Source organism: Sphingobacterium chuzhouense (assembly GCF_014692525.1).
GTDB lineage: Bacteria > Bacteroidota > Bacteroidia > Sphingobacteriales > Sphingobacteriaceae > Sphingobacterium > Sphingobacterium chuzhouense.
The window spans coordinates 1415267-1430195 of record NZ_JACNYL010000001.1; the positions used below are offsets into that span (position 1 = coordinate 1415267).

The window sequence follows — 14929 nt, forward strand, 5'->3', positions numbered from 1 at the left end:
AGCCTGCATGACAGCTGAAACATATCGCGCTGACGGCACAATTTTTTAATCGCTTGAATTGCCTAAGGTAACAGATCATGTTTTATTACGCAGGGAGTTCTATCAACGACCCCGTGACCTATTTGCCTCCTGCTTTTTCCGTTTCCTCCTTCGCTTTTCGGCCTCGTCCACGGTATCTGGGGCAATATCCGGCTCGGGAACGGTTTCCAGCATGATTTCTAAAAAAACCGATACCGTGCTGCCGACGGTTTCAAGCATAGTGGACGTTGTATGGAATAGACCCTGGTCCACACCGGAGGCAAGTTCGTTCGCCTGAGACCTGCTACTATGGTTATTCTCGGCTCCCTGTTGCAATATATCCAATTGCTCACGCTGCGCCAGACTGCCGTTCTTTTTGATATTGGCATAGGCAAGGGTATCCTTTAGGCCGCGCTCAAAACCGAATTGTGCGTCAAACACCCGCTCCCCGCACTGTTTGAAGGCCATGCGGTCAAACTGTCCCATCTTTTTGGAGTGCTCAACGTTCCTTCCCTTTGAGCTGTTCATCGGGCTGAGCTTGAATTTACCGGTAATGTCCTTTCGGCTTACGATGACCTGTATGTGCATCTGGTTGCCAGTCTTTTTCTCGCCCCGTTTCTTTGAGCCTTGTTGTACTTCTTTGTCCTTGTGGGTATAATACCGGTGGTTTTCCACCTTGGCGAACCACATCAGGTCCCTGTGGCTATTGATGCCAGGACGCTTGAAGTTTTTTGCATATTCGTCCATGACCTTTTCGGCGTACCGTTTCAGCTGTTCCTTCATACCCTCCTCTCCATATTTTTCTTTCAGGTGAGCCAGTTCTTTCTGGCTCGGGCTGATATTGATCAGAAAAAACTTCGCCTCGTGGTTGCCGAGTTTTGCACGGTTGCCATCCAGCGAGCGGCGTACCTCGTAGGCTTCGATATCGCTGCGCTGCCCGTTGAACCAACGTTCCGGTTCCAGCTTATTTTCCGTGCGGTTCTCCTTTTCCAGGTAGTGAACGAGCTTTGCGCTGCTGCCTTTATTAGCCGCTTCCTTTTTATCCGTGATATTGATGTACATGGTTATAAAGCTTCGATCTGTTTTCTGGTCTGGCGGATGAGCTCTTCCTTTTCCCTTGCCGGGGTCATCATCCCGAAGGCTTCCCGTGACCGGATATAATTTTCCAGGATATACAGGAATTTCTTTTTCAGCTGCTCCTTTGCATCCAGCATGTCTGATAAGTCCGTAACAGCAGCGGAGGTCTCTGCAAGGATCTCGTTATGTTTTTTTACCACAGTGAACACTTCCTGCTGCGCGCTGAGCAGAATCTTGTTATGCTTGGCAAGACCGTTGAAAAAATCAATGATGTTCTTCTGGCTTCGGGTCATGCGGTCAACTTCCCTCTTGATCGGGATCAGCAGGTCGTTTTCCTGTGTCCTGATAAATCCGATGTAGTCCTTGTGCTGTTTCAGTAGCGTGTTCTTCAGCAGCTCATCGTTGACGTCTTTCGGATCCTTTTTGCTCCGGTGGAAATAGTCCACCATCTGTACGAACACCAGCCGTTTCGGCCGTCCGAGTTTCAGGGCGATCCTGTCCATTTTCTGCGCGGTCTGCATGTCGTACTTGATCGTCCGTAATGTTGCTTCCGCATCCGTCTTCCTTGTTTCCATTGGCATAAACGTTTGGTTACTTAGCAGTATATCCGCTATGCGGGATATATAGCCTTCTGGATATATCGAACCCTATGGAGGGTTCTTTTTTATTGTATTTTGCCGCTACCGGCGGCCATGGGAACCCCCGGAGGGTTCCCAAAGCGCCCTTTACGGCACCGTAAAGGCAAGCAGGTGAGGCTCTGCCCAACCTCCGCTTGCTCCGATTTTCTTTGGGAAAATTGGACCTTTTTGACCCGGAAGGGTCAAGGGCGGAGCGATGGACATCCGACCGTCGTAAGGCGGTCTCCAGTCAAGATCTTCATGCGGAAGATCCTTTGTCCATAGGTATCCTGCCCGGTGTTGTTCAGCGGGTAGGGTAACCACACTGAGCAACAAAATTCTGGGATCACTAAAGTGGTTTACCGATGGGCAGGTAGGCCAGCCAAAGGGTCTATCCCTGGTATAGCCTATCGTATATCCAGATAAACAATGAGCTGGATATCTGAAACTCTGTATATCTGGATATTTGATATCCAGATATCTCGGTATATAGATATCATGGTACGTTGGTATCATGTTCTATCGGTGGAATTGTTGGTTGTACATATTAATGACTGCTTCCCGGTATTGACTTTCATTCCTGATCCGTGGTCTCCTTGAAGAGGGAATCTTTTTACGAGGTGCAGACCCGTTATGGGCCCGCAAGAAATGGCCAGTAGATCAGGCTCCCCTCGGTAGGGTGGTAGGATGGATGGTAACGGATATACCCGTACCCATCCAACTCACGCATGCACTTGTGGTAGGTGGCTATGGAAGCGATCTTCGCATAGCCCATCAGTGTCTTCCGGGTCACGTTGAAAGGGTTGGAGTAGCCGCTGCGCTGCCAGCATATGAGCAGTGCAGTGAACAGGCTGACATGGGTCGGCATCAAACAGTCATCCGCGCACATGCGCCTGAGCCAGTCGCCGAAGGTCACTGTTAACGCTGTAGGTTCGAGTTGCCGTTTCATTGCTCGCCTCCTTCCAGCATTCTGTTGATATCCTCCAGCCGGTAGTACATCATCCCGCCGATCTTGGTATAGCGCAACGTACCATTGATCCGTAAGTTCTGGAGCGTTCCTGGTGAAATGTTCAGCAGTTTTCTCACTTCGCTGCTTTTCAGCCATTGTCTGTGCTGTGGCTGTCCTGTGCCGATGTGTTGCCTGATCTCCGCCAGCAACTCCTCCTTGAACGCTTTCAGGTCTTCCCTTGTGATAAGTTCTAACTGCATGGCTTTTCCTCCTTTCCATCCTCACCGTTTTTCTGTTGCATAATGGCCAGCACTTCGCTGCGTTTGAAATACACTCGCTTTTGCAGGCGCAGGAAGGGAAGGCCCTTTCTCATCCAGTCAGTAAGGGTAACCAGCGATATGCCGAGTTCCTCTGCGAGTTCTTTTTTGGACAATAGCCGCTCCTGTTCCTCGGGCTTGCCGCTGCCCGATTGTCTGAAATGTTCCTGTAGTTCCGCCCTTACGGCATCCCTGATGCACCGGCTAAGGGCTTTGCGATCGATGATCTCCATAGTATTCTGTTTTGGCTCAAAACTGCCAAAAAAGACCGCACGGTCATGACCACGCGGAACCGCTTGGTTAAAATGGAGGGATTTGGATTAAGTTGGGAAAGGGGATAACCTGCTGGACACCAGATTGATGGCAAACAGGTTAAGTTAGAATGGTATGAGGCTGACGAAAGAAAAGGTCAGGTCCGCTTTTTGGCGTCCACGATGCGGAAAAGTTTCATTTTAGCCGGAACGGGCGCGTATTTGGAACCGGGTTTCCGTTTATCCCCCGGAAAATACCGGCGTATGCTTTCAAAGTTGATCTCTTCGTTGTCCTCCCGGAAATATTTACAGATCATCTTTACCCAGACGATCTGGGTCTGTGAAAAGAGCATCTCCCTGCCGTCGGACAATTTTGTCTCCTGTAATTGCAGGCAAAGGTCGATAAAGGTAAGGAGATGGTCTTTACTGATATTGATATAATCTTCGGTCTCGAGTTTCCTTGCAGCTTTGAGCTCCTGTTTGGTTGTCTCCAGCTGATCTTTCAGGTTCCTGATCTCCGTTTCCTTGGCCGTGATGATCTCGTCCCGGGTCTTTGCGCTGTCCCATCGGTCTATGCTGTCGAGGTAGGCAATAAACGCGCGGAGCCGGATTTTCTGGGCGTTGTTCCTTTCATGCTGTTTCCTGGAACGTTGCCAACCTTCCCTGACCAGGGCGGTTAGCTCGTCCGTAGCGATATCTCTGACCCGGTTATAATATTCTTCTTCATCGGCACCCTCGTTTACGGTAAGGAAATAATTGAGATGATAGCGGTAAAAGGCTTCCAGTTCGCGTTCGTCCAACATGTATAGAATGTTCAGGTAATGGCGGTCATAATGGCTTTTCCACCAGGAGAACGGTCTGCCGATGTCATAGGGGTGCTCTCTTTTCCCGAAACGGGGACGGGGTTTGAAGTATTCTTTCATAAGCTTGTCGATCCAGTTGTTGAATAAAACAACAAATATACCCTATTTTTCTGTCAATCAGGTTATTCGGTCGGTTCAGCGGAATGTATCGGAAAAAGCACATCTCCTCCGGTATGCGCTATCTGTTCGGCAGGTCATTGTTACCGCTCGGTATTTCAACGGCGTGGCCCCCGAGGCCCACGGCGGTAACTGGTATCATCATCACGCTGGGGCGAGCGGCGGTTGAAGTGTTTTTGTATGCCCGATATAGCAGACTCCGCCCAAGCAGGCCTGTATTCACTGAGATAGACAAGCTGCCTGTTCTGCACACTCACAAGTGACTTTAAGTTGTACGATTCTTCCGAAGCATCGATGAGTTCCACGTTATAAAAACGGCCAGCAAAATAGGAAAGGTTCTTCAGTCCCTCCTCATAATTGTAACTGATGCTTGCAGCATCGACAGCATGGCCGCCCGCCTTTACCCGCGCGGCAACCCGTTCCATCGACAGTTCGACACTCCTAAGACCGATGTAGACAAGTCCCACAGTATAGCCTTGGCCTTTGAAGCGGGACACCGTATCCATGATAAGACCGGGATCTCTGAAATTCGTCTCGATGGTAAAGTCTGTCCGGTTCTTCAAGGCCTCGTCCACCTGGTCGAGAAAATACTGGTCAACTGCATAGGCAATGCTCTCAAACGGAAGGCCGGGAAACTGTGCTTCGAACCTTGCGATCTCCTTGTCGGCATCGAAGATAAAAGCACCGGGACTGGACATATCCTTGGAGAATGTGGACTTGCCCGCTCCATTCGGCCCTGCTAAAATCAGTAGCTGGGGATAATCCGGCAACATGTTCAGAGAATTTTGACAAAGTGACCAATACCTTCGCTGTCTACCCGGACCAGCTCTTTTCTGTCCCTGTATTCACGCACCACATAGGAGGTGTCCGGACAGACTTTTTGGTCATAGTAGGCGATGTAACCGTTCCGGCGGAACGTGTCCTGTCTGACGGATTCGGCAGTAGCGCGCAACCTTTCGGTCAGCTCCTCCGCTGATAGCTCGAACACGGATTTGGAACGTATGTCTTTTGACAGTGTGCCCATAGGTCGTTGTAATGTTGTCATACAAATTTAATTAAAATAAACCATTCTTTAAATACTCCTTCTTTTTGAAGCGGCACAGGGCCAAGTTGCCCTGTACCGCCATATTCTGTGCGGATCAAATGCCTGCCAGTCTCTGTTTGAGAATCGCCATGTCCCGGCTTACCTTTATGTCCAGTATCTTCGCATAGTGTTGCGTAGTCTTGATATTGGTGTGTCCCAGCATCTTCGACACGCTCTCGATGGGTACACCGTTGGAAAGTGTGACCGTAGTGGCAAAGGTATGCCTTGCTATATGGAAGGTCAGCGTTTTGGCTATGCCGCAGATGTCGGCGATCTCTTTCAGGTAGCTGTTCATCTTCTGGTTGGTCAGCACCGGTAGGAGCAACCCTTTATTCACGCATACCGGATGGTCTTGGTATCGTTCCAATATGATAGCAGCACCGGGCAACAGGGGGATACGGCTGGCCGTGTCGGTCTTTTTCCTCTCCGTGAATATCCAGAGATCACCGTCAATGCCCTTGGCCACTTCGTGGCGCTGTAACTTTTTAACATCGGCATAGGAAAGGCCGGTGTAGCAGCAGAACAGGAATACGTCCATGACCTGTGCAAGCCGCTCGATGCTGATTTTTTTATTAGACATCCTTTCCAACTCGTCCTGCGTAAGGAACACCCGTTCTTTTGCCTTGGCCGTTGACCTGTAACTGATGAACGGGTTTGCATCCAGCCATCTGTTGGCAAGGCAGTGGTTGACGATTTTTTTGAGGTGCTTGATGTATTTGGCGGCGGATACTCCGCTGCATTTGCATTCGGTTCTGAGATAGAATTCAAATCCGGTGATGAAGGCGTGGTCAAGCATGCCGATCTCGATGTCCGGTTTGCCGTATTGGAACCGGAGAAAACCTGTAAGGTGCTTTTCGGAGGTCCTGTAACCTTTGAGCGTATTGTTCTCAAAGCCATTTCCGATCAGCGCTTCCACCTTTCTGTTGTGATCGGCGAACAGTTCCATCAGATAACGGCTCTTTTTTGTCCTGCCGAGAAACTGATCAAGCAGGCCTGCTGCGGTGATAGGCCTGTCTGCGCTCATCAGTAGTTGATGGGCAGCACTTACCTTGTTCTGGAGGCTGTCGAGGTAGGTGTTCAATGTCCTTGCGTCCTCTTTGGTTCCGGTGGCACGTCCCGCACGGCCGTTCCACCTAACGGGATCAATGGTACGCCCGGTGGACATTTCGGCACGTTTTCCGCTGACGGTGATGCGCATGTAGATGGCGATGGGGCCACCCTTGTAGACTTTTTGTTTTCTCAGATAGAAAAGCAGGCTGTAATTACCTCTCATGATAACAGATATTAAAAAGTTAAACAAAAGTAAGGATGTAGTGACCTGCTGTCAAGATGTTCAGATATTGAACATCTTGTCTATCAATTGGTTATAGTCCATTCGGTGCGTAGTGCTTCCGCCTTTTGGTACGCACCGAATTACGCTCATTTTTATTGCGAATTGGTGCATATTTTGGCGTTTTGATAGCAACAAAAAACCCTGCAAATGTATGATTTGCAGGGTTTTATCATCTTTTGATATCTTAATCAGTAGCCCGTAGGGGAATCGAACCCCTGTTTCAAGAATGAAAATCTTGCGTCCTAACCCCTAGACGAACGGGCCATTGTTTTTGGTGATGCAAATATAAGATCAATATTCAAATCACCAAAACATTTTTGCCTCCTATTTTATAATACACTGAATTTGAAAAGGTTATTTTTTTCTAAGAAATATATCCTAAAACACGGTATCCATGATATTTCCGAAGCCGCTATAATAACGCTAAACAACAGGTATTTTATATCAAGTCGAAACCAATATCTTTTCGAAAATACTTACGTTCAAAAAAGATTCTTCCGGCATCAGCTGTCGCCTGCTGAAGTGCATCAAACAGGTTATCTTGTAGCGTCGTGACAGCGATAACGCGTCCTCCCGCAGTAACAACCTTCCCATCTACTTCTTTTGTTCCTGCGTGAAAAACAATAGAGTCTTCTACATTCTCGATATTCGTAATCTCTTTACCAGATTCATACTCTCCCGGATAGCCTCCAGAAACCAATACTACTGTTACAGCTGTTTTGGAGCTGACTGTATAATTCCGAGAATCTAAATCGCCTTTTGCTACCCCTTCCAATAAATCAACTAAATCAGACTGAATCCTCGGCAATACAGATTCAGTTTCCGGGTCGCCCATACGGACATTGTATTCGATAACGTAAGGCTCTCCATCTATATTCATCAAGCCAATAAAAATAAACCCCTTGTACGGAATTTCGTCTTTCTTCAACCCCTCGATTGTCGGCTTAATAATGCGCTCTTCCACTTTGGAAAGAAAAGTTTCATTCGCAAAAGGAACGGGTGATATCGATCCCATACCTCCGGTATTCAGTCCAGTATCACCTTCGCCAATACGCTTATAGTCCTTAGCTGAGGGCAATACCTTATAAGAATCACCGTCGGTAAGTACAAAGACGGAAAGTTCAATCCCTTTTAAAAATTCTTCGATAACCACTACTGAGCTAGCATCACCAAATTTCGCATCGGCAATCATCGCCTTTAGCTCCGCTTTAGCGTCTTCCATTGTTTCACAAATCAACACCCCCTTTCCAGCAGCCAGACCATCGGCTTTCAAAACAACGGGTAATTTTTGTGTCTCCAGATAGGTTAACCCTTCTTCCAGATTAGATTTATCGAAAGATTTATAAGCAGCCGTCGGAATTTGATGGCGCAACATAAATTCCTTCGAGAAATCTTTAGAACCTTCGAGCTGCGCCCCTTTTTGTTGAGGGCCGATGACAGGTATATGTTTAACATCTTCTCGGTTTAAAAAATAATCGTGAATACCCTTCACTAGCGGTTCTTCGGGTCCCACTAGAATCATATCAACAGCATTTTCAATAGCGAAAGATGCTATCCCATCAAAATCAGTAACTTTCAAGTTCACATTTTGTCCATACTGACTCGTCCCCGCATTCCCCGGAGCGATAAACAGTTGATTCAATTTTGGACTTTTCGATAATTTGTACGCAAAGGCAGATTCCCTGCCGCCCGAACCAATAATTAAGATATTCATATGAGCAAAGATACCGATGTTGATTAATAATCATCAAAAAAATAATGATGTATACTGATTTTTTTCGTATTTTGAGTGCAAATTTCACCTGTTATGAACATGAAAAGACTTCTTTTATTGTGCTTTTTTACGCTAGTTACAATCGGTGTAAAAGCACAAGATTTACAAGGTCTTCTGGCTAAAATAAATGCATACCATGATTCCCGTCCTATTGAAAAGTTATATCTCCATATCGATAAATATAGCTATACTGCAGGGGAAACAATTTGGTTCAAAGCCTATACTACAGTGGGAATAGACAATCTTTTGTCCAACATTAGCAAAATTGCTTATGTAGAACTCCTCAACCCAAAAGAAGAAGTTGTTTCGAGTATACGAATCCCTATATTAACGGGCCTCGGGATGGGCGACATCACATTGACCGACACCTTAATTGAAGGGACATACCGTATTCGAGCTTATACCAACTGGATGCGCAATGATAGCTCTATTTATTTCTTTAACGAGAATATACAGGTGAGCAACGGTAGATTAGATAACGTCCTTTCCCGCTCTTATCTAGATAATAGCAACTATACCATCCAATTACAGGATATCCAAGGCGCTCCATTGGCAGAGGAGGTCGTACGATATGAAATTATTTCCCCGAGGGGCAAGAACTTAAGAAAAGGTCGCGTTAAAACCAACGACCAAGGTCAGTTGGAGATTCCTTTTAAAGATGATTATGCCGAGGCCAGACTTTCTATTAATTTTACGAATAAAGCAAAAGCGCCTGTCGAAAAAATCTTCAAATTACCTAAAGCAACAGTTTTAGAGAATAGTATACAATTTTTTCCAGAAGGAGGAAACTTATTAGCCAACAGCATCAATAGAATCGCTGTCAAAGCACTAAAACCCAACGGACTTGGCATCGAGAGTCGAACGACTGTATTAACAACGACGGGTGATACCGCAGCAACCATCGAAACCAACATCCTAGGTATGGGCTCGGCTCCGCTATTTATCCAAAATACAGAACCCATGGTTGCATATACCACATTCGATGATGGAACGACTATAAAATCGGAACTTCCCATCCCCCTTTCTTCCGGCTGTAATATCCAAATAAACAATGGAAATAGTGATAAACTGTTTGCACAAGTAAATGTAAGTACCGATAAGCAAGATGGTAGTGAAATCTATTTTGTAGCACAAAACATGGGAAATGTATACTATGCATCGAAACAACCTGCCTCCAAATCAGAACTCGTCTTTTCCGTACCTAAAACTGATTTACCCAACGGGATATTAACTATCAGTATTCTAAACAGCAAACTAGAGCCTCTGATAGAAAGACCTGTTTTTGTCTATAATGAAAAGAAAGCGCTACCTCTTGTAACGGATATCAATACACCAACGAGTACCAAAAGAAAACAAATAACCGTGTCTCTTGAAACGGGAGATCCATCAGATACTATACGGACTTCGGTTTTATCCGCTTCAGTAGTCAACACCTCCAAATTAAAAGATAACCCTAAAATAGCGCCCAACATTCTCTCATCGCTGTTATTAAGTGCAGATATAAAGGGGTATATCGAAAACCCCGGCTACTATTTTGACGGCGAGATAAAAACCAGCGATATAGACAATCTACTTTTAACACAAGGTTGGCGTAAAATAGATATAACCGCTCCCTTAGAAATCAGTGAACCTGCTTTTTCTCCTGAGAAGAGCATATCCATCAAGGGTGAAGTCCGAAAACTCGGCCGAAAAGCGCCGGTTCCAAAAGCCAACATGGTCTTAGTGCCAACACACAATTTTATGGAGTTTATCGATACGGTGGCGAATGAAGAAGGCTATTTCGAGTTTGACAATTTATTTTTTCCCGACAGCATTAAATTTTTGATAACAGCGAAAGACGAAAAAGGCAAGAATAATATCGACATTATTGTGCCTGAAGAAACTTCGCCCGTTATTGATCCTAACAAAAATGCTCCCGGCGAACAAAATAATGTGAACGCGACCTTTGTCGACGAACTTCTTAACAGTAAGAAATATTTTTCGGGGCTAGAAGCGCAAGGGCTTATGGAAAAATCTATTGCGATTGAAGAGGTTATCGTAACTGCCCAACGCCCACGACATAAGGCTTCCGAAAGTTCCGCAAATCTCAATGGCCCCGGTAACGCAGACCAAGTTATCTCTGCCGAGGATTTAACCACTTGTACCACATTGGAAATGTGCCTGAATGGACGCCTAATGGGGGTAATGTTCCGAAACGGCATACCATATACCACTCGCGGAGGAGGCGAAATGCAGGTTATATTGGATGGAATGTACGTCGAAAGCGATATGTTATCCATGATCAACCCTATGGACGTGCAAAGTGTAGAAGTGCTACGTAATGTAAATTACACCGCCATTTATGGCTCCTACGGTGGAAACGGTCTTATCATCATTACTTCAAAAACAGGAGCCGACGCCATGCGAAGCAGCTACACCCCTAAAGGTATCGCGACAGTACAACCAAAAGGTTTCCATATTCAGAAAACATTTTACAAGCCCGTTTACGAACCCGGTTCTGAAACAACACTTAATCAAGATTTCCGAACTACCATCCATTGGGAACCCAATATCATAACGAATGAGCAGGGTAAAGCGACTTTTGACTTTTATACTTCTGATGAGGCCGGTGAATACCTTATAACCATAGAAGGGTTGGATTTTAACGGAAGATTGGGACGAAAAACACTGACTGTTGACGTAAAATAAGAACGACCTATAATATGCAAATTGCGTATTACAGGTCGTTCTGGTTACATCATTGTTTTCTCCACATCGTTAATCTTCGTTATCATATAACGACCGATTGCTGCGCGTTGCACCGCATCTACGGCATCTACAAGATTTCGTGCTATCGATGCTTCACCCGGCTTAATCAATACAATAATATCCTGTCCATTCGTTGCTTGTTTCACCTCAACAGCCATCTTCGCCAGCAGCTCTCCTAAACCCAGTTTTCCATATGCTACTTTTTGCGGACTGCTTTTGGGTGATTCCGCAGTGCCGCGATAATACGTTAATTCATTATTTTCGCCTAACAGAAGGTTCAGCACTCGATCTTCACTCAGTAAAATTGGCTCCGTTATAGGCCCTTTATCTGGCATCGCGATATCCAGTTGGTTGGGTGTATTCAGCGAGGTGGTGAGCATAAAAAAGGTAATTAAGAGGAATGCCAAGTCAACCATTGCTGTCAAATCTACTTTAGGCATAGGCCTGTTTCGAATACTCCTACGTTCTTTCTTGCCTCCAGTTTTTTGATTGTTCGTTAATTCTGCCATAATGTATTGTTTTAAAAAGTGAGACTTGGTTATTTATTTATAATATTGATGGTTTTTTGCTTATTTTTCCATAAAATAGCACAAAAGAATATTATGGGCGAATTCATCAAAGCACAAACAACCGAACATATCACTTACGTGGGACTTGACCGAGGAAAATCCAACGCCATGCATTTAGAAATGATGCAGGAACTAATAAGTGAATTGGAACGTGCGAAAGAAGATCCCGCAGTGGAGGCTATTATTCTTCACGGCAAAGAGGGTTTCTTTTCTGCTGGGCTTGATCTGATCACGCTATACGAATACAATGAAGAGCAGATAAAAAACCTGTGGGAAACATTTATCGATTTAATATACAAGCTTGCTTCTTTTCCCAAACCAACCATTGCTTCTGTTACAGGACACGCACCTGCCGGTGGATGTGTTTTGGCCATCTGTTGTGACTATCGTATTATGGCAGAAGGAGAGTTTATTATCGGATTAAATGAAGTTCCCGTCGGCCTAATTGTGCCGCCAAGCATCTTCGACCTCTACAGTCTATGGTTAGGACAAGCCCAAGCTTATCGATACCTCTTAGATGGAAAGCTTCTCTCTCCTGCTGAGGCGCTACAAAGCGGTCTTATCGACGAGGTTGTTCCGACAGACCGCATCCATACTACAGCTGCTCGAAAAGCAAAATCATGGACACAATTCGAACGCCAAGCTTGGGGAACAACAAAATTGAATATGCGCAAACATTTGCTACAGCACATCAACGAAAACAAAACAGAAGTGGTACAACAAATGTTAACACAATGGTGGAAACCATCAACACGGCATATATTGAAAACTATTATCAATAATCTCACGAAACAAGGATAAAAGATGAAGAACATTTCTATTTTTATATGCTGCTATGTCATTTTAATGACGTCCTGCACCTCGTCCAATAAAAAAACGGAGGAGACAAAGGACACTATGGATACTCCCACAGCTATATTTCCGGAGGATACACAAGGAATCAGTGAAGTCATCACTCGCTTTACAAGAGCGTATCTCAGCCAAGATAAAGAAAAAGCAAATGCACTTATACATCCTGATTTGGGCTTATATGTGATTTATCGTCCGGGAGCCGCCGATACGTATGAAAAGCTCGATAGCATTGATTTCAGCCGACCGACGCCCGAATATTTTCCCTACGTAACTTTTGAAAACGACTACGCGCTCACATTTGAAAAACTTCCTGTTTTTGATTGCGGAGAAGAAAAATGGGATAAGTTGGGATTCTTCTGCGATACCACTTCTCAGGCAAATCAACTTACAACAATAGCAACCTTTGACCATGAGTTTAATGGCATAAGCGACGATGAACTCACGGAAATAAAACAGCTAGAAAAAGATACCTTTCGTGTTATTTTAACTAAGGACGAAAACTTAATTTTCCACGTAAAAAAATACCAAGATAAATGGTACGTGTTTGTGCTTGATCGTGCTTATGGTGGGTGTGATGCATAAAATAACCAAGTAGACTTAAATTTTAGATAAACTTACGATATGAACAGTATAGACATTGAAACAAGAAATCGTATTCAGCAGTGGCTTGGCGCAGAATATGATAATGATACTGTTTCACAGGTTCAAAAACTTGTGGACAGCAACGAAGAAACAGAATTGATTGACGCGTTTTACAAAGAACTGGAATTTGGAACCGGGGGTCTGCGTGGTATTATGGGTGTTGGATCGAACCGAATTAATAAATATACCATTGGCAAAGCAACACAGGGTCTAGCAAATTATCTTAAAAAACAATTTTCAAATCAAGCTATCAAGGTGGCGGTAAGTTATGACTGCCGAAACAATTCGCAACAACTAGGACATCTGGTAGCGGATGTTTTCTCGGCAAATGGTATCCATGTCTACCTATTTAAAGAGCTTCGTCCAACCCCCATGCTTTCCTTTGCTGTCCGGCATTTTGGATGTCAAGGTGGGGTTATGTTAACAGCCTCTCACAATCCAAAGGAGTACAACGGATACAAAGCTTACTGGAATGATGGCGGACAATTGGTAGCACCACATGATAAAAACGTAATCAATGAGGTCAACGCCATACAATCCGTAAACGATATTAAGTTTGAGCGCGATAACAATAATATTACCCTCGTGGATGAAGACTTTGATAGACTCTATATCGACGAGAACAAAAAATTAAGTATACATCCAGAAGCTGTATCTGCACAGAAAGATCTGACGATAGTCTTCTCACCCATCCACGGGACGGGCGTAATCGTACCTAAGATGCTTTCCGCATGGGGTTTCACCAATGTGCAGGTTGTGGAAGAACAAATCAGATCGGACGGAAACTTTCCAACAGTAATCTATCCAAACCCCGAAGAGGAAGAAGCAATGACGATGGCGAAACAAAAGGGAGAGGCTTTAGATGCGGATATTGTGATGGCTACCGACCCCGATGCGGATCGTGTTGGTTTGGCAGTAAAGAATCATAAAGGCGAGATACAGCTACTAAATGGGAATCAGATTGGTAGCTTACTTATTTATTATGTACTATCGTCCAAAAAAGCGAAAGGCGACCTGCAGGATAACGATTTTATCGTGAAAACGATTGTGACATCCAACCTCATGAGCGATATCGGCAATAGCTTCGGTGTGAAGCATTACGAAACGCTGACCGGATTTAAATTCATCGGTGAAATTATGACGAAACTGGAGGGAAAAGAAAACTATCTGGTTGGCGGCGAAGAAAGTTACGGTTTCTTGGTTGGCGATTTAGTTCGAGACAAAGACGCAGTAAATGCCTGTGCCTTTATCGCAGAGATGGCTGCTTATTTTAAAACGCAGGGAAAAACGGTATTCGAAGTATTATTGGAGCTTTACGAAAACTATGGCTGCTATCAGGAAAAACTTATCTCGCTTACCAAGAAAGGAAAAGCAGGCGCCGACGAAATCAAGCAGATGATGGCGGATTTACGCGCCAATCCTCCACAATCATTGGGCGGCATAAAAGTTAAAGAAATCCGTGATTATTCTACCAGTGTCACACATGTATTGGCCGATGGAACGAAAACGACTATAGATCTACCAAAATCAGATGTACTTCAATTCATTACAATTGATGGCGATGTTATCTCTGCCCGACCGTCAGGTACTGAACCTAAAATTAAGTTCTATTGTTCTGTTAAAGAGAATCTCGATTCCAGGGATGCTTACGAGCAAGTACTAGCGAAGCTGGAAGACAAAGTAAAACGAATTATGGCTGACATCGTGAAAGATTGATT

General features: G+C 44.8%; 16 protein-coding genes and 1 tRNA gene. 6 read left to right on the plus strand and 11 right to left on the minus strand.

Translation table 11 applies throughout. The features are described from left to right. Nucleotides 1-102: 102 nt before the first annotated feature. The 3 genes from H8B21_RS05425 to H8B21_RS05435 form a co-directional block, all read right to left on the minus strand. Complete coding sequence (locus tag H8B21_RS05425; protein ID WP_190312731.1) at nucleotides 103-1080, minus strand: DUF5712 family protein; 978 nt, start codon at nucleotides 1078-1080, stop codon at nucleotides 103-105. Between the two features lie 2 nt (nucleotides 1081-1082). After that, nucleotides 1083-1670 carry a BfmA/BtgA family mobilization protein gene (locus H8B21_RS05430; RefSeq protein ID WP_190312732.1) on the minus strand — a complete coding sequence of 196 codons (588 nt, stop codon included), beginning with the start codon at nucleotides 1668-1670 and terminating at the stop codon, nucleotides 1083-1085. 150 nt (nucleotides 1671-1820) lie between these two features. Beyond that, nucleotides 1821-2228 (minus strand): hypothetical protein, encoded by a 408-nt coding sequence (locus H8B21_RS05435; protein ID WP_190312733.1) that lies wholly within the window; start codon nucleotides 2226-2228, stop codon nucleotides 1821-1823. Between the two features lie 163 nt (nucleotides 2229-2391). Here H8B21_RS05435 and H8B21_RS05440 point away from each other — a divergent pair, with 163 nt between their 5' ends. After that, nucleotides 2392-2634, plus strand: coding sequence for a hypothetical protein (locus tag H8B21_RS05440; RefSeq protein WP_190312734.1), 243 nt, complete (start codon nucleotides 2392-2394; stop codon nucleotides 2632-2634). A gap of 23 nt (nucleotides 2635-2657) precedes the next feature. Here H8B21_RS05440 and H8B21_RS05445 read toward each other — a convergent pair whose 3' ends face one another. The 4 genes from H8B21_RS05445 to H8B21_RS05460 all read right to left on the minus strand — a co-directional run bounded on the left by H8B21_RS05445 (nucleotide 2658) and on the right by H8B21_RS05460 (nucleotide 4982). Beyond that, complete coding sequence (locus H8B21_RS05445) at nucleotides 2658-2921, minus strand: helix-turn-helix domain-containing protein (RefSeq protein WP_190312735.1); 264 nt, start codon at nucleotides 2919-2921, stop codon at nucleotides 2658-2660. After that, nucleotides 2912-3211 carry a helix-turn-helix domain-containing protein gene (locus H8B21_RS05450; RefSeq protein ID WP_190312736.1) on the minus strand — a complete coding sequence of 100 codons (300 nt, stop codon included), beginning with the start codon at nucleotides 3209-3211 and terminating at the stop codon, nucleotides 2912-2914. The genes H8B21_RS05445 and H8B21_RS05450 overlap by 10 nt, the downstream gene beginning before the upstream one ends. 176 nt (nucleotides 3212-3387) lie before the next feature. Continuing rightward, nucleotides 3388-4032, minus strand: a complete 645-nt coding sequence (locus tag H8B21_RS05455; protein WP_190312737.1) for a hypothetical protein — start codon at nucleotides 4030-4032, stop codon at nucleotides 3388-3390. 275 nt (nucleotides 4033-4307) lie between these two features. Continuing rightward, nucleotides 4308-4982, minus strand: coding sequence for a zeta toxin family protein (locus H8B21_RS05460; RefSeq protein WP_190312738.1), 675 nt, complete (start codon nucleotides 4980-4982; stop codon nucleotides 4308-4310). Nucleotides 4983-5002: 20 nt separating this feature from the next. Between H8B21_RS05460 and H8B21_RS05465 the strand changes: the two genes are divergently transcribed. Then, nucleotides 5003-5185, plus strand: a complete 183-nt coding sequence (locus tag H8B21_RS05465) for a hypothetical protein (RefSeq protein ID WP_190312739.1) — start codon at nucleotides 5003-5005, stop codon at nucleotides 5183-5185. Nucleotides 5186-5348: 163 nt separating this feature from the next. On the opposite strand, the gene H8B21_RS05470 is transcribed toward H8B21_RS05465, so the two are convergent. From H8B21_RS05470 to purD, 3 genes are all read right to left on the minus strand, one after another. Beyond that, entirely contained in the window at nucleotides 5349-6566 is a 1218-nt protein-coding gene (locus H8B21_RS05470; RefSeq protein ID WP_190312740.1) for a site-specific integrase, read from the minus strand. A gap of 252 nt (nucleotides 6567-6818) precedes the next feature. Then, nucleotides 6819-6890 (minus strand) — tRNA-Glu (locus H8B21_RS05475). A 175-nt stretch (nucleotides 6891-7065) separates the two neighbouring features. Further along, complete coding sequence (purD, locus tag H8B21_RS05480) at nucleotides 7066-8340, minus strand: phosphoribosylamine--glycine ligase (protein WP_190312741.1); 1275 nt, start codon at nucleotides 8338-8340, stop codon at nucleotides 7066-7068. A gap of 99 nt (nucleotides 8341-8439) precedes the next feature. Between purD and H8B21_RS05485 the strand changes: the two genes are divergently transcribed. Beyond that, nucleotides 8440-11088 carry a TonB-dependent receptor gene (locus H8B21_RS05485; RefSeq protein ID WP_190312742.1) on the plus strand — a complete coding sequence of 883 codons (2649 nt, stop codon included), beginning with the start codon at nucleotides 8440-8442 and terminating at the stop codon, nucleotides 11086-11088. A gap of 44 nt (nucleotides 11089-11132) precedes the next feature. On the opposite strand, the gene H8B21_RS05490 is transcribed toward H8B21_RS05485, so the two are convergent. Continuing rightward, nucleotides 11133-11657: an ExbD/TolR family protein gene (locus H8B21_RS05490; RefSeq protein WP_190312743.1), complete on the minus strand. Its 525-nt coding sequence runs from the start codon at nucleotides 11655-11657 to the stop codon at nucleotides 11133-11135. Nucleotides 11658-11750: 93 nt separating this feature from the next. Here H8B21_RS05490 and H8B21_RS05495 point away from each other — a divergent pair, with 93 nt between their 5' ends. From H8B21_RS05495 to H8B21_RS05505, 3 genes are read left to right on the plus strand one after another with little or no spacing between them, the layout of a single operon-like run. Continuing rightward, nucleotides 11751-12518, plus strand: a complete 768-nt coding sequence (locus H8B21_RS05495; RefSeq protein WP_190312744.1) for an enoyl-CoA hydratase/isomerase family protein — start codon at nucleotides 11751-11753, stop codon at nucleotides 12516-12518. Between the two features lie 3 nt (nucleotides 12519-12521). After that, a complete protein-coding gene (locus H8B21_RS05500) occupies nucleotides 12522-13151 on the plus strand; it encodes a hypothetical protein (RefSeq protein ID WP_190312745.1) in 630 nt (209 codons plus the stop codon). 39 nt (nucleotides 13152-13190) lie between these two features. Further along, nucleotides 13191-14927, plus strand: a complete 1737-nt coding sequence (locus H8B21_RS05505; RefSeq protein WP_190312746.1) for a phospho-sugar mutase — start codon at nucleotides 13191-13193, stop codon at nucleotides 14925-14927. The last annotated feature ends 2 nt before the right edge of the window (nucleotides 14928-14929 follow it).

What these genes read in the sequence shown, in the direction of transcription:
- H8B21_RS05425 (WP_190312731.1), bottom strand. Translation starts at nt 1,080, where the DNA reads ATGTACATCAATATCACGGATAAAAAGGAAGCGGCTAATAAAGGCAGC.
- H8B21_RS05430 (WP_190312732.1), bottom strand. Translation starts at nt 1,670, where the DNA reads ATGGAAACAAGGAAGACGGATGCGGAAGCAACATTACGGACGATCAAG.
- H8B21_RS05435 (WP_190312733.1), bottom strand. Translation starts at nt 2,228, where the DNA reads ATGATACCAACGTACCATGATATCTATATACCGAGATATCTGGATATC.
- H8B21_RS05445 (WP_190312735.1), bottom strand. Translation starts at nt 2,921, where the DNA reads ATGCAGTTAGAACTTATCACAAGGGAAGACCTGAAAGCGTTCAAGGAG.
- H8B21_RS05450 (WP_190312736.1), bottom strand. Translation starts at nt 3,211, where the DNA reads ATGGAGATCATCGATCGCAAAGCCCTTAGCCGGTGCATCAGGGATGCC.
- H8B21_RS05455 (WP_190312737.1), bottom strand. Translation starts at nt 4,032, where the DNA reads ATGTTGGACGAACGCGAACTGGAAGCCTTTTACCGCTATCATCTCAAT.
- H8B21_RS05460 (WP_190312738.1), bottom strand. Translation starts at nt 4,982, where the DNA reads ATGTTGCCGGATTATCCCCAGCTACTGATTTTAGCAGGGCCGAATGGA.
- H8B21_RS05470 (WP_190312740.1), bottom strand. Translation starts at nt 6,566, where the DNA reads ATGAGAGGTAATTACAGCCTGCTTTTCTATCTGAGAAAACAAAAAGTC.
- purD (WP_190312741.1), bottom strand. Translation starts at nt 8,340, where the DNA reads ATGAATATCTTAATTATTGGTTCGGGCGGCAGGGAATCTGCCTTTGCG.
- H8B21_RS05485 (WP_190312742.1), top strand. Translation starts at nt 8,440, where the DNA reads ATGAAAAGACTTCTTTTATTGTGCTTTTTTACGCTAGTTACAATCGGT.
- H8B21_RS05490 (WP_190312743.1), bottom strand. Translation starts at nt 11,657, where the DNA reads ATGGCAGAATTAACGAACAATCAAAAAACTGGAGGCAAGAAAGAACGT.
- H8B21_RS05495 (WP_190312744.1), top strand. Translation starts at nt 11,751, where the DNA reads ATGGGCGAATTCATCAAAGCACAAACAACCGAACATATCACTTACGTG.
- H8B21_RS05500 (WP_190312745.1), top strand. Translation starts at nt 12,522, where the DNA reads ATGAAGAACATTTCTATTTTTATATGCTGCTATGTCATTTTAATGACG.
- H8B21_RS05505 (WP_190312746.1), top strand. Translation starts at nt 13,191, where the DNA reads ATGAACAGTATAGACATTGAAACAAGAAATCGTATTCAGCAGTGGCTT.